We start from the raw sequence: 12,893 nt of genomic DNA, 5'->3' as shown, positions 1-12,893 counted from the left end.
CTGCACGTCTCGTCTACAGCTAGCCCCGCGAGAGCGGCTAAGAGCGCTCCCTTCAAATGGTCTTACTCGGCGTCGTGGTCCGTTTCGAGGATCTTCACCAGGCTGTCCAGGGCTGCTTCTGCGCCTTCGCCTTCGGCGCGCAGCACTACGACGTCGCCGTGGGAGGCGCCCAGGCTCATGAGGGACAGGATGCTCGCTGCGTCCATGGCGTCATCGGCCGGCTCGCCTTCACGGGCGATCGTGACCTCGAGGTCAAGGTCGCCTGCGGCTTCAGCGAAGATGGCTGCCGGACGGGCGTGGAGGCCGACGCGGCTTGCGATGGTGGCGGTACGTTCAGGCATTGGTGCTCCTTTGATGTGGGTGGTTGTGGGGAATTCTAGAGGCCGAGCTCGTTCAGGATGGGAAGCTGGGCCCGGACCGCGCTGCGTGCCGCGGCTGCGTTGGGAGCCGCCAGGGCGGTCGCTGCCAGCTGTTGCGCCTGGGCAACAGTCACAGTGGCAAGTACGGTGGCGACGGCGGCAAGCGCCCGGGCGCTCATTGACAGCGTCGCCACGCCAAGTCCAACGAGTACGACGGCGAGGGCCGGGTCTGCTGCTGCCTCACCGCAGACGCCAACCGGCTTTGCGGTGCCGGTTTCGCCGCTGACCTGGGCGGCGCCGTCGGCCGTTAGCTTGACCAGCTGCAGGACTGCCGGCTGCCACGGATCGTTCAGGGTGGCGAGCGGACCAAGCTGGCGGTCCGCTGCCATGGCGTACTGGGTGAGGTCATTTGTGCCCAGGGAAGCGAAACTCACTTCGCGCAAAACTGTGGCGGCGGTGAGCGCTGCCGAAGGAACTTCCACCATGACGCCCGGTGTTTTGAGTCCGGCGGCGGCGCAAAGTGTGGCGAACCGCGCGGCCTCGTCCGCCGTCGAGATCATGGGTGCCATGACCCAGACCTCGGCGTTGTTGGCTGCTTCGGCGGCGGCGATGGCCTCGAGCTGCCGTTCGAGGACACCGGGGGACGTGAGGTCCGTGCGGTATCCGCGGACACCGAGAGCAGGGTTCGGTTCGTCGGCATTGGTGAGGAACGGCAGGGGCTTGTCCGCGCCCGCGTCCAGGGTCCTGACCACAACTTTCTTACCCGGGAAGGCTGCAAAGACCGCCCCGTAGGCCGCGATCTGTTCCTCCACAGAGGGTTCGTCGTCGCGATCCAGGAAGCAGAATTCCGTGCGCAGAAGTCCAACGCCCTCGGCGCCGGCGTCGGCCGCTTTGACCGCATCCGCGCCAGTGCCAACGTTTGCCAACAACGGCACCCGGAAACCGTCTGCCATGGTGTTGTTCCCGCTGAAGGCCGTCAGCGTGGAAGCCTGTGTGGCCCACGCTTTGGCAGCCAACCGCAGGTCTTCACCGGGCTCAACGGTGATGGTGCCTGCGGCGCCATCCACATAAACCTCAGTGCCGTCCGCAATCTCGTCTACGCCTGGAGCAGCGACTACGGCGGGCAGGCCAAGAGCGCGGGCAAGGATGGCTGTGTGCGACTGAGGTCCGCCGCTGGAGGTAATCAGCGCGACTACCTTGGAGGGGTCCAGCGTTGCAGTATCAGCAGGCGCCAGGTCCTCAGCCGCCAGGATGAAGGGGACATCAGAGGCGGGAATCCCAGGTGCTGGCAGGCCCCGAAGCTCAGACACGATGCGTGCCCGGACATCGAGGACGTCCGCCACGCGCTCGGCCATGTACCCGCCCAGGCCCTTGAGGGTCTCAGCTACCGTTCCGCCAGCCTCCCAGATTGCACGTTCAGCAGTCCGTGCACCGCCTGGAGCCTCGGGAGACAACAGCTTGATGGCCGATTTCACCAGCATGGGGTCGGCGGCCATCAAAGCCGTTGCTTCCAGGACTTCCTTGCCTTCTCCGTTGGCCGTAGCCGCACGGGCCCTCAGTTCCGCCTGGACCGCTTTGGCAGCGTCCTTGATGCGCTGCCCCTGCGATTCAACCGTGACGTCGGCAGGAATGTTGACGTTCGCGTGCGGTTCCTGGACCGGTTTCGGCATCTGCTTTACCGGTGCCAGGACGCGCCCGGGAGCTACGCCTACGCCTGAGAAGGTCTGCATGTATCTGGTCCTCTGATTGCTTGGGTGCTGTTGGGCTGACGGGGTATCTGCCGGCGCTGACACGCCTGCTGGGACTTACACGCCTGCTGGGACGGGAACTGCCTCGGCCTCAACAGGCTTGCGGACAGCCCAGCGCTTGAGGGCAATCACCAGGAGGGCGGTGATGACCACACCGACAGCGATCGACAGGAAGAACAACAGGAAATTGTCGATTGCGAAGAACACGAAGATGCCACCATGTGGAGCCTTGGACGTGACCGCAAATGCCATGGACAGGGCACCGGTTACGGCACCGCCCACCATGCTGGCAGGGATGACGCGGAGCGGGTCAGCAGCGGCGAACGGGATGGCGCCCTCGGAGATGAACGATGCACCCAGAAGCCATGCGGCCTTTCCGTTTTCACGTTCAGCCAAGGAGAACAGCTTCTTGTCCAGCACCGTAGCCAAGGCCATGGCGAGCGGCGGAACCATGCCCGCTGCCATCACTGCGGCCATGATCTGCCACGGTGCCTGGTTTGCCACGGTGGCGGTACCGAGACCGGCAACTGCGAAGGAGTAGGCAACCTTGTTGACAGGGCCACCGAGGTCGAAGCACATCATCAGGCCAAGGATGACGCCGAGGACGATTGCGCCAGCGCCGGTCAGGCCCGAAAGGCCGGTGTTGAGTGCCTTGGTCAGTGCCACGATCGGTGCGCCGAGGATCAGGAACATCAGGCCGGAGGCCACCAGGGAGGCGAGCAACGGAATAATGACCACAGGCATCAGGCCACGCAGCCAGCGGGGAACATCGAGCTTGCCGATCTGGAAGGCGATGTAGCCGGCCAGCAGACCACCAACAATGGCTCCCAGGAAGCCTGCACCCATGAACCCGGATACAGCGCCGGCAACAAAACCGGGGGCAATGCCGGGACGGTCAGCGATGGCGTAGGCGATGTAGCCGGCCAGGGCGGGAACCAGGAATCCGAGGGACAGTGCGCCGATCTTGAACAGCACGGCACCGATGTAGGCGCCCAGCGGACCCCAAGCGTTGTTCGGGAACTCGGTGGGCAGGTTGAAGATGTTGTTCTCAACCAGCATCTTGTCGGCGAAGCCCGTGATCTCGTAACCGCCAAGCAGGAAGCCAATGGCAATCAACAGGCCGCCACCGGCTACGAACGGGATCATGTACGAAACACCCGTGAGGAGTGCGCGCTTCAGCTTCTGGCCGATGTGCTCACCCTTTTCCTCAGCAGCACGCTCGGCCTGCTCTTCGGCACCAAAGTGCGGGACGCGGCGTGCGTGCGGGTCATCCGCAGCAGCCAACGCTTCCTGGACCATCTTGGTGGGTTCATCAATGCCTCGCTTGACCGGAGCGTTGATGACCGGCTTTCCGGCGAAGCGCTCCTTGCCACGGACGTCCACGTCGACAGCGAAAATCACTGCGTCGGCAGCGGCGATGATGGCCGGATCCAGCGGCTTGGCGCCGGAGGAACCCTGGGTCTCAACCTGGAGGTCGACGCCCATTTCCTGGGCTGCGGCAACCAGCGAGTCAGCCGCCATGTAGGTATGGGCGATGCCAGTGGGGCACGCGGTCACAGCGACGATGCGCTTGGGTCCGGCAGCCGCCGTCGTGGTCGATGCGGCAGTAGCTCCAGCGGCAGCGGGTGCCGCTGCAGGTTCGGCGGCCGCGGCGGCCGGCTTGTCAGCCAAGGCTCCATCCACGAGGTCCACGATGTCCTGCTCAGTGGCTGCGGCGCGCAGCGCTGCCGTGAAGTCCTTCTTGATGAGGGAGCGGGCCAGCTTGGAGAGCAGCTTCAGGTGCTCCTGATCAGCGCCGTCCGGGGCTGCGATGAAGAAGATGAGGTCAGCCGGGCCGTCCTTGGCGCCGAAGTCCACCTTGTGGGACAGACGGGCCATGGCAAGGGCGGGCTCGGTGACTGCGGCCGAGCGGCAGTGCGGAATCGCTATGCCGCCGGGGACGCCGGTAGCGGTCTTCTGCTCGCGGGCGAAGGCATCCGTGAAGAGCCCTTCAACCTCGGAAGCACGGCCAGCAGCGGCGACTTTGCCGGCCAGAACGCGGATGATGTCGGCAGGGGAGTCGCCCAGGTTCTGGTCGAGGGTGACCAATTGGGGTGTTATCAGCTGAGTCACTGTTAGTCCTTCTGGAGGGCCGTGATGGTTACGGCGTTGGGGGTTGTCTGGTGGACTGCAGGGACAGTGGAGCCCGGCAGCGAAGCAGCAGCGGCACCATGTGCCACGGCCTGACGAAGGCAGTCCTGGGCGGAACCGCCTTGGATAGCAGCCAGCAAGTAGCCGGCCAGTGCAGAATCCCCGGCACCCACCGTGCTGACGGCCTGGATGGGAGGATGCGTGGCAAGCCACGCCCCATCAGCCGTCACCAGGATTGCGCCCTTGGATCCGAGTGTTGCCAGAACGGCGCCCACACCGCTTTCGACGACGGCGGCAGCAGCTTGGGCGGCTCTCGCCGGGTCTGCTTCCAGTTCGTCAGCGGTTGAGACGATGGTGAAACCGGCAGCGGCAGCGAGCTCTGCGAGCTCTTCCGCGTTGGGCTTGAGGAGATCGGGTTTTCCTGCAGCATCGCCTTTCAAAGCTGCCGCAAGCGGAGCCCCGGAAGAGTCGATGGCGATGCCGGGGATGGCCGACCCATCAGTGTTCGACCGGAGGCGACGAGCGATTGTGGCGTAGAAATCCGCAGGCACTCCTGGTGGGAGCGAACCGGCGAGAACCACCCAGCTGGCGCCACGGGAGCGCTCCAGCAACAGCCCGATCAGGGCTTCCTGCTGTTCGTCGCTCAGCTCCGGGCCGGGTTCGTTGATCTTGGTCGTGACGCCATCCGGTTCGGTGAGGGTGACGTTGCTGCGTAGCGCCTGACCGATGGGTAGGGCAGCGAACGGCACACCGGCGTCGTGCAGTCCGGAAAGTACCGGATCCGAGTCAGCGCCCGGAAGGACGGCTAGTGTTTCCAGGCCCGAGGCCACCAGGGCGCGGGAAACGTTGACGCCTTTTCCGCCCGACTCCTGGTGGACGGCGACAGCGCGCTGTACCCCGCCGCGGGCGAGAGGTGCCGGAAGTTCGACTGTGCGGTCCAGGCTTGGATTGGCCGTCAGTGTGACGATCATGCGATCACCACGTCAACGCCGGCGTCGGCCAAGGCTGCGCTGAGTTCAGCGGAGGGTTCACTGTCTGTAATCAAAGTGTCAACATCCTTCAGGGTGGCGAACTGGACCAATGTCTCGGCGTCCAGCTTGGAGGAATCGGCCAATGCCACAACGCGGCGGGCTGACTTGACGAAGGCGGCTTTTACCGCGGCTTCTTCAGGATCGGGCGTGCTTAGCCCGAAGGTGGGGTGGATGCCGTTTGCGCCGACGAAGGCGATGTCCGGACGAAGCTTGAAGGCGGCCTCCACCGTGGACTGTCCCACCGCGGCCTGGGTCAGACCGCGGACGCGGCCGCCCAGGATTTGGAGGGCGATGCCGGCTGTGGAGGAGAGTTTGCCCGCGATGGGAATGGCGTGGGTGATGACCACGAGCTCTTCGTTGCCGTTGGCTGCGGGTGTGCGCTGGGCGAGCAGGTCTGCCAGGGTTTCCGTTGTGGAGCCGGCGTCCAGCAGGATGCTCCCCGTGGTGAGTTCCGGAATCAGGGCGAGTGCGGCAGTTGCGATGCGGTGTTTCTCGGATTGGCGCTGGATTGCGCGCTCAAGGATGCTTTCCTCGCGGGTGCTCAAGCGGTCCGAAGGGACGGCCCCACCATGAACGCGGCGCAGGCTCCCCGAAACTTCGAGAGCTGCGAGATCACGGCGGATGGTCTCCGTGGTGATGCTGAAACGGTCGGCGAGGTCGGTGACGCTCACCCGTCCGCGCTCGGCGACGAGTGCGGAGATCAGTTGTTGGCGCTCTTCAGCGAACACTTACCCTCCATTGCGGTAAAGCCATTTGTTAGTGCAGCCGCATCAGTGACTGCTGTCACAACGATGTGGAATTGCTTGACTCTATCTTTGTTTATGTTGGTAAGTCAATAGAAATCAACATAAACAAAGATTGCATGTGGTGGGATGCTCGGCTCGCGGGTGCCTTCGGGGCGCGCCAAAGGGCATGCCGCACTCCCTGTAGTGCGACATGCCCTTGCGTCGGATCCTGACTGGGGGATTTGCCGGGATCCGGTCTATGGGGGGAAACCTCCTAAAGAGGCGGTTGTCCAGACGGTTGTCCAGGACCCGGCGGCGCCGGGGGTGACGGCACAGTTGGCCCCGGCGTTGGGTCTGGGACCGGGGGAGGCCCTGGTTCCGGAAGGGGAACGGGCTCCGGTGTGGGTCCCGGTTCCCTGGTGGGATCGGGATGTGAAGGGTCCGGCGGGAAGTCACTCAAGGTCAAACGCCCCGTAGGTGGGTGGCACGCCGATGAAGCTCGCGCGCAACACTCGGGGAGTACCTGTTGATATCCCACCCGGAGGCGGGGTAGTCGATCGGAAGATTGTCTGGGTCCGGCGGATCCGGAAGCTTGTGCTTTCTAACCGGCCTGTGATCAGTCCCGGTAACTGGAGACTCGTCCTTCTTTGAATCGGTCTGCATGTTTTCCCTTCCTGTTCCTCTACCTCTGTTAAAACTTGCTTCGTTGCTGATGGCGCGTGATTACCGCATCTAGTCCGGGATTTCCATGCGGAAGCCGCACGGGCAGCGGAGGATGCGGGTATTGATGATGACCTCGTACATGCGTAGTTGGCCCCCAGGCTTCAGGACAAGCGGGGCCTGGATCCGCCGTAGCTCGCAGCTACTGGTCCTCATGGGTTCCCCGCAGTGCAAGTACTGGCCCCCGAACTGCAGTATTCCCTGGGAAACCCCGGGGCGGTTCAGGACGACGGCCACCCTTTGTACCGTGGCGGTCTGGTCGTAGGAGTAGTTGCAGGCGTGGCATTCGTAGGCCACATCTACCGTGTTCGGGGTGGGAGGGTAATGCGATTGGATCGAATCCACCACCAAATGTTGGTCGGTATTGCAGCGTGTACACCATAGGGGTTCGTCTGGTTGGTGGGCTTCGTCGGGAACTCTGGACTCGGGCTGGGCCGACATGGGATTTACCTCTGCATTGTTAATGCGGGGTGCCCGTCTGCATGAGCTGTAAAGCCTGTCCGACGATGCGGACTCTAGCTAGATTGTGCACATAGGAGCACCGCAGATGCAAGGTTTTCGGTGCTTGTTCTTCAGGGGGTGACGAGTTGGCTCCGGACGATCGTAAACTGAATCATGGACGAAATGCGCGTTGATTTTGCGGTGCCGGACGATGTCCCAACGGCGCCGGATATTGCCCCATCGCCTGACGACGTTTCGGTGCCTGAACAACTTCAGGACTTGGTGATCGACAGCGATGATGTAGCGGGATTCCTGCACGATCTTGCCGTCTTCTCCGCGGCCTCCGTTTCCGAAACTGTAGGCCTGGACGTCCTGTGCGGCATCACTTTGAGCAGGCGACGCCGCTCTGCCACTGTGGCCGGAAGTACCCATGAAGCGAGGCTGATCGATGAAGTTCAGCAAGCTTACGGTGATGGCCCGTGCCTGGAGGCCATGCGCAGCCATACCACAGTGCATGTACCCGATACTTCCACCGAGGAAAGATGGTCCGAGTACTGCACCGTCATCGCGGAACGCGGGCACCTTTCAGCCCTTTGCGTCCCGCTGGAGTTGGATGAGGGGGCAACTGCAGCCCTGAACTTCTTTGCCCCGAAGGCCCATGTCTACGACGAAGAGACAATCCGGAATTGTGAGCTGTACGCCAGCCAGGCCGAGCGTTCGCTGAGGCTGGCCGTGAGGATTGGCGTTAAGCAGCAGCATGCTGACGACCTCCAGACGGCAATGCAGTCGAGGACAGTGATTGACTTGGCCTGCGGCATCATTATGGGCCAAAACCGCTGTAGCCAGGATGAGGCCTTCAAGATCCTTACCAAGGCTTCCAATGGCCGCAACCAAAAACTTAGGGATGTGGCTGAGCAGCTCATCAAGGCTGTGGCGGAGCAAGCTCCGGTGGCCCACTTTGAGCCGTAGGAGGCTGCGGCGGACCTTGCGCACTTGTGACGCCCGCCACTAATGAACTACATTCATAGGTGGGTTAAGCAGATAGCCCTTGGAGACTCATGACCTGAAACCATCCAAGATGGTACAAGAACTGCACCTCAAGCTGTGGCCACAATCGGCCGGCTCGCCGCGTGCATCCATGCAGGCCTCCTCGAGGAGCAATCAGCTTCTCCCGACGCGATTCAATATGTTGTCGGAACCCACCTCGCGGTGGATACGTGCATAAAGGAGAATGGCAATGACGCTTGGATCCCCTATTCCCGCCCCTAAACCCATGGTTGGGGCGAAACCCGCAACTTTTGACACCGCCACACGGCCTTGGTGCACAGTTTGCGATACTGACTCGTACATTTTCGTTGAGACCGTTGTAGAAGCAGAGCCGAACCAGTCCGAAATCGTTGAAGTCAGCTACACCTGCAGTGAGTGCGATACGTTTTACGCCCACCCCGTGCCCCTGGTCGAACTAGTACCGGAGATCCAAACCGAATTCCTGTCTACGTCCGCAGCCGGACTGTGGTTCAGCTGCACGCACTGTGGCGAGCCCATGACGTTGGGACGCCCCTCGGAGAGCATCATCGAGCCACCCCGGAGCACCGACGACTTGGGCGGCCCGAGCCTGTTCGAGGTCTACCTGCAAACGCAGGTGCTTCATTGCCGCTGCGGTTTCCAGATGGAGGTTCCGCGCCACGTGGGGTAACCACGGCCTCTAATTTCATTACTGCGGGGGAGGGTAGCTATGCGCACGTTTGGCGTCGAAGAAGAGTTGCTGATCGCAGATCCCGTTGACGGGATGCCGCTTCCGCTTGCGGCCGGCATTCTGGACCTGGCTGCCCAACCCCACATGAACACGGCAAGTTATCCGGAAGCCGGGGATTCCCTCAAGTCCGAGTTTAAACAGGAACAGATTGAGGTGAATTCCCGGCCTTGCCGGACGGCAGCGGAGCTTCGCGACGAGATCCGCCTTGGACGGGCATTGGCCGACTCGGCTGCGCGGACCTTGGGAGCCAGGGTGGCAGCCTTGGCCACGCCCCCGGAATTCCACGCGACGCCCACCCTGGGCAATCAACGCTATGCAACCATGGGAACCGAGTTTGGCCTTATTTCGCGCGAGCAGCTCACGTGCGGATTCCACGTGCACGTGGCCATCGAATCGCCGGATGAAGGCGCGGGCGTCCTGGACAGGATGCGCCAATGGCTGCCTGTGCTCCTTGCCTTGAGTGCCAATTCTCCATTTTGGATGGGCTCCGACACAGGCTTTGCCAGTTACCGGACCCAAATTTGGAACAGGTGGCCCACGGCCGGGCCTATGGATGTCTTCGGCTCGGCGGAGGGCTATCGTGAGGTGCTGGGGCATCTTCTAGGCACTGGCGTCCCCTTGGACGAGGGCATGATTTACTTCGATGCCCGCCTTTCAAGAGGCCATCCCACCGTTGAACTCCGCATCGCCGACGTCTGCCTGTACGCCGAAGATGCACTCACCATCGCCGTGATCGCCCGGGCTTTGGTGGAGACTGCGGCGACACAATGGCGGCAGGGGGAGCCGCCGTCGGACGCTTTGACGAGCCTGTTGCGCATGGCCAACTGGCGGTCCAGCCGCTTTGGCATCAACGATCAACTGATTCACCCAATGGACCACCGGCCATATCCTGCTGCGGATGTGGCGGGGGCCTTGTTGAGGCACGTTCGCGGGGCGCTGACTAAGTCCGGGGACCTGGCACTCGCACGGTCCGGCGTGGCGAAGATCCTGCGTCGTGGCACGGGTGAACGTCTCCAACGTCAGGCTTACAGCCGGCGGCTTAGGCTCTCCGATGTCGTTTCTGCTGCCATCGCCTCGACCCATGAGTACGGCGAACGCTCAAGCGCTGGCCTGTTGAGCCACTAATTGGTGGCTGAGGTACTCACATTCCCTGGAAAGCACGACGGCGGCAGGCCGGTAAGTGCGCCAGTCACCTGCCGTCGTCGTACTGATACTTGGGTGTTAGCCCTGATTGATGCGGATCATGTTCCCGGACGGATCGCGGAAGGCGCAGTCGCGGGGACCCCACGGCTGAACAATCGGCTCCTGGAGCACTTCGGCGCCCGACGCGCGCAGCTTTTCAAACGTGGCGTCGAGATCGTCCGTGTTGAAGACGAGCATGGGCATGACGCCCTTGGTGAGCAGCTCCTGGATGGCGTCGCCATCAGCCTGCGAGCGGCCGGCGTGCGGAGGGGACAGAACGAGTTCGAGGTCCGGCTGGGCATCGCTGCCGAGGGTAACCCAGCGCTGGCCGTCCGAGCCGACGTCGTTCCGGACTTCCAAGCCGAGTGCGTCGCGGTAGAAGGCGAGCGACTCATCGACATCGTTGACAGTAACGTGTGCGTACTTCAATGAAATGTTCATGTCTCACACGCTATTGCAGCTGCGAGGCGGGCGCTTCTTCAATCCTGCTCAGGTTCTTAGTGCCGTTTCTTTCAGGGCGCGTTTGCTGCTTCGCGATGCAGGTGGGCATCGCCTTCACCGCATGGTGCTCGCGTGAGCGATATTCGCTGGGCGTCACGCCGACGATCTCAGTGAAGCGTGAACTGAAGGAGCCCAAGGAGGTACAGCCCACCTCCATGCAAGCGTCGGTAACGCTGGTTCCGGCCCGCAGCAGGGCCATGGCCCGTTCGATGCGCCGGGTCATGAGGTAGTTGTAAGGCGATTCACCGTATGCGGCCTTGAACTGGCGGGAGAAATGCGCTGGAGACATGAGAGCCCCGGCCGCCATGGTGGGCACATCCAAAGGCCGCGCGTACTCCCGATCGATGAAATCGCGGGCGCGCCGCAGATGGGCCAGGTTGGCCAGTTCCTGCGGTGTCATGGGGCCAGTCTACTAGGCTCGTCCCATGGATTCAGTGGTCTGGTCGAAGCCCGAAAACCAGCGTGGGGGCACGCCGTTGCTGGTGATGATGCATGGCTACGGCACCAGCGAGCAGCGCATGGTGGATCTGTTTCCAGCACTTCCCGCGGAATTCACCTGCGCGGCCCTTCGCGGCCCGAAGGAAATTGGCGACCACTACGGTTGGTTCCTCCTGGACTACTTCCTGACAAACGACTTCGCCGATGTCATCACTTCCACCAACTCTGTTTTCAACTGGATCAACACCGTGAAAGAGAACCACAGCAGCGTCAGCCTGCTCGGCTACTCGCAGGGAATGGCTATGGCCAGCACGCTGCTGCGGCTGAGGCCGCACGCTTTCAAGGCAACGGTGGGCTTGTCTGGTTTCGTCCTGGACAACGACCTCTTGGCACTCAGCGAATCCTTTGATTCACCTCCGCCGTTCTTTTGGGGCCGTGACAAGGCAGACCCCGTGATCAACGAAGACGCCATCGCCCACACCGAAGAGTGGTTGCACGCGAATGTAGCCCTGACGGCGCGTACCTACCCGGGGATGGGGCACAGGATTGAGCCTGCGGAGCTGGTGGATGTCAGTGCGTTCCTCCGGTACTACGTGCTAAGCGGGCCGTAGGGCCCTGAAGCAGGCCTCTGGATTAGACGGCATCCGCCCGCCAGAATCAACCTTTCCGTGAGATTCGCGTCACAAATTCGCATTCGGCCACACACTATTGAATGACAAAATTGTAAGCGCTTACACTTTTGGCTTGCGGCCCGCCCCAACAGGACTTTCCCATGCGTGCCGCGCCGTTCTCATAACGTGTCTTCGAGTATGGAAAGGGTTGAGGCCGTGTTGCATGGTTAGGACTCACAGGGTGACAATCCAGGACGTTGCAGTCCTCTCCGGATTGTCCATTTGTACGGTGTCCAGGGCTCTGAGGAATCTCCCCAACGTTTCCGAAAAGGCCCAACGGCAAGTGGCGGAAGCCGCAAACAAGCTGGGCTACAAAGCCTCGGCAGCAGCATCAAGACTGGCCGGTGGCAGCACGGGTTCCGTGGCCATCATCGCCCCCACCGCCACAGCGTGGTTCTTTGCGCAGGCCGTGGAAGCGGCAGAGGAGGTTTTCGGCGACAGCGGCTACGACACCGTCCTGATCAGCCTTCGCAACAAGGCCAGCGTCCGTAAGCAAGTCTTCGGCGACCTTGAGCGGCTGGCGCAAAGGGTGGACGGGTTGCTGCTGCTCAACGTTGACCTCGACCCGCAGGAAGTGGAAGCCTTGGAGGCTTCCGGGCTGGCAGTTGCCAGCGTGGGCATGCGGAATGTTCCGTGGGACAATGTTGGTATCGATGACGAGCACGCAGCTTGGCAGGCCACCCAACACCTGCTGGGACTGGGCCATTGGGACTTGGCCGTTCTCTCGAGCAATGAACACTCCGTTGTGACTGAGACCCCGCGGTTCCGCGGCTTCAGGCGTGCACTGGATGAACACCACCTCACCGTCCACCCGGACCTTGTGGTGGCTGCTGGGCCAAGCATCGACGACGGCCGCCGGGCAATGACCGAACTCATCACCCGCGGGGCACGGCCCACGGCGGTGTTCGCCCATTGCGACGAAGCAGCGTTCGGAGCGCTGATGGCGTTGCGTGAGCATGGCCTCTCCGTCCCCAAAAATGTGTCCGTGATCGGAATCGATGACCATCCCATGAGCTGGTTTCTTGGGCTCAGCACCGTGGCACAACCCGTTGCCGACCAAGGTGCTTTCGCCGCGAACCTGCTGTGTGAACGACTCCTGAACACAGATCCCCCCAACCAACCCTCCAATCACTTGCTCGATACCAAGCTCATCGAACGCAAAACCACGCGCCACAAGCGCTGAACGGAACT

Annotated in this window: 13 protein-coding genes; 5 read left to right on the top strand and 8 right to left on the bottom strand. The window is 62.4% G+C overall.

Annotated features, from left to right (window positions below; translation table 11 throughout):
• Positions 1-62 precede the first annotated feature (62 nt).
• The 6 genes from ACFX4T_RS21815 to ACFX4T_RS21790 form a co-directional block, all read right to left on the bottom strand.
• The gene (locus ACFX4T_RS21815) at positions 63-341 is read right to left on the bottom strand and encodes an HPr family phosphocarrier protein (protein WP_223935423.1); all 279 of its coding nucleotides are present in this window, start codon (positions 339-341) and stop codon (positions 63-65) included.
• Between the two features lie 35 nt (positions 342-376).
• Complete coding sequence (gene ptsP, locus ACFX4T_RS21810; protein ID WP_223947611.1) at positions 377-2,089, bottom strand: phosphoenolpyruvate--protein phosphotransferase; 1,713 nt, start codon at positions 2,087-2,089, stop codon at positions 377-379.
• Between the two features lie 75 nt (positions 2,090-2,164).
• Entirely contained in the window at positions 2,165-4,219 is a 2,055-nt protein-coding gene (locus ACFX4T_RS21805; RefSeq protein WP_377654083.1) for a fructose-specific PTS transporter subunit EIIC, read from the bottom strand.
• Between the two features lie 2 nt (positions 4,220-4,221).
• Entirely contained in the window at positions 4,222-5,208 is a 987-nt protein-coding gene (locus tag ACFX4T_RS21800) for a 1-phosphofructokinase family hexose kinase (RefSeq protein ID WP_377654081.1), read from the bottom strand.
• Complete coding sequence (locus ACFX4T_RS21795) at positions 5,205-5,996, bottom strand: DeoR/GlpR family DNA-binding transcription regulator (RefSeq protein ID WP_216922506.1); 792 nt, start codon at positions 5,994-5,996, stop codon at positions 5,205-5,207. Before ACFX4T_RS21795 ends, ACFX4T_RS21800 begins: the two co-directional genes overlap by 4 nt.
• A 729-nt stretch (positions 5,997-6,725) precedes the next feature.
• A complete protein-coding gene (locus ACFX4T_RS21790; protein WP_223947614.1) occupies positions 6,726-7,058 on the bottom strand; it encodes a hypothetical protein in 333 nt (110 codons plus the stop codon).
• A 270-nt stretch (positions 7,059-7,328) separates the two neighbouring features.
• Here ACFX4T_RS21790 and ACFX4T_RS21785 point away from each other — a divergent pair, with 270 nt between their 5' ends.
• The 3 genes from ACFX4T_RS21785 to ACFX4T_RS21775 all read left to right on the top strand — a co-directional run bounded on the left by ACFX4T_RS21785 (position 7,329) and on the right by ACFX4T_RS21775 (position 10,035).
• On the top strand, positions 7,329-8,123 hold the full coding sequence (locus ACFX4T_RS21785) for a GAF and ANTAR domain-containing protein (RefSeq protein WP_216922502.1): 795 nt from the start codon (positions 7,329-7,331) through the stop codon (positions 8,121-8,123).
• Positions 8,124-8,391: 268 nt separating this feature from the next.
• Complete coding sequence (locus tag ACFX4T_RS21780) at positions 8,392-8,850, top strand: hypothetical protein (protein ID WP_377654079.1); 459 nt, start codon at positions 8,392-8,394, stop codon at positions 8,848-8,850.
• A 39-nt stretch (positions 8,851-8,889) separates the two neighbouring features.
• Complete coding sequence (locus ACFX4T_RS21775) at positions 8,890-10,035, top strand: glutamate--cysteine ligase (protein WP_223947615.1); 1,146 nt, start codon at positions 8,890-8,892, stop codon at positions 10,033-10,035.
• Between the two features lie 96 nt (positions 10,036-10,131).
• Here ACFX4T_RS21775 and ACFX4T_RS21770 read toward each other — a convergent pair whose 3' ends face one another.
• Together ACFX4T_RS21770 and ACFX4T_RS21765 are read right to left on the bottom strand one after the other, a co-directional pair.
• A complete protein-coding gene (locus ACFX4T_RS21770) occupies positions 10,132-10,533 on the bottom strand; it encodes a VOC family protein (RefSeq protein ID WP_216922497.1) in 402 nt (133 codons plus the stop codon).
• Between the two features lie 10 nt (positions 10,534-10,543).
• On the bottom strand, positions 10,544-10,993 hold the full coding sequence (locus ACFX4T_RS21765; RefSeq protein ID WP_216922496.1) for a helix-turn-helix transcriptional regulator: 450 nt from the start codon (positions 10,991-10,993) through the stop codon (positions 10,544-10,546).
• A gap of 25 nt (positions 10,994-11,018) precedes the next feature.
• Here ACFX4T_RS21765 and ACFX4T_RS21760 point away from each other — a divergent pair, with 25 nt between their 5' ends.
• On the top strand, positions 11,019-11,642 hold the full coding sequence (locus ACFX4T_RS21760) for an alpha/beta hydrolase (RefSeq protein WP_377654076.1): 624 nt from the start codon (positions 11,019-11,021) through the stop codon (positions 11,640-11,642).
• A 241-nt stretch (positions 11,643-11,883) separates the two neighbouring features.
• Complete coding sequence (locus tag ACFX4T_RS21755) at positions 11,884-12,885, top strand: LacI family DNA-binding transcriptional regulator (protein ID WP_308169275.1); 1,002 nt, start codon at positions 11,884-11,886, stop codon at positions 12,883-12,885.
• Positions 12,886-12,893: the final 8 nt, after the last annotated feature.

The sequence above is a fragment of the Paenarthrobacter sp. YIM B13468 genome (genome assembly GCF_042788025.1).
In the GTDB taxonomy this organism is placed as follows: Bacteria; Actinomycetota; Actinomycetes; order Actinomycetales; family Micrococcaceae; genus Arthrobacter; species Arthrobacter aromaticivorans.
This window is presented reverse-complemented; position numbering and strand designations above follow the sequence as displayed.

Bases quoted from the DNA above. Each gene is read 5' to 3' on its own strand.
- ACFX4T_RS21780 (WP_377654079.1), top strand. From the start codon at position 8,392: ATGACGCTTGGATCCCCTATTCCCGCCCCTAAACCCATGGTTGGGGCG.
- ACFX4T_RS21800 (WP_377654081.1), bottom strand. From the start codon at position 5,208: ATGATCGTCACACTGACGGCCAATCCAAGCCTGGACCGCACAGTCGAA.
- ACFX4T_RS21770 (WP_216922497.1), bottom strand. From the start codon at position 10,533: ATGAACATTTCATTGAAGTACGCACACGTTACTGTCAACGATGTCGAT.
- ACFX4T_RS21785 (WP_216922502.1), top strand. From the start codon at position 7,329: ATGGACGAAATGCGCGTTGATTTTGCGGTGCCGGACGATGTCCCAACG.
- ACFX4T_RS21815 (WP_223935423.1), bottom strand. From the start codon at position 341: ATGCCTGAACGTACCGCCACCATCGCAAGCCGCGTCGGCCTCCACGCC.
- ACFX4T_RS21765 (WP_216922496.1), bottom strand. From the start codon at position 10,993: ATGACACCGCAGGAACTGGCCAACCTGGCCCATCTGCGGCGCGCCCGC.
- ACFX4T_RS21775 (WP_223947615.1), top strand. From the start codon at position 8,890: ATGCGCACGTTTGGCGTCGAAGAAGAGTTGCTGATCGCAGATCCCGTT.
- ACFX4T_RS21760 (WP_377654076.1), top strand. From the start codon at position 11,019: ATGGATTCAGTGGTCTGGTCGAAGCCCGAAAACCAGCGTGGGGGCACG.
- ptsP (WP_223947611.1), bottom strand. From the start codon at position 2,089: ATGCAGACCTTCTCAGGCGTAGGCGTAGCTCCCGGGCGCGTCCTGGCA.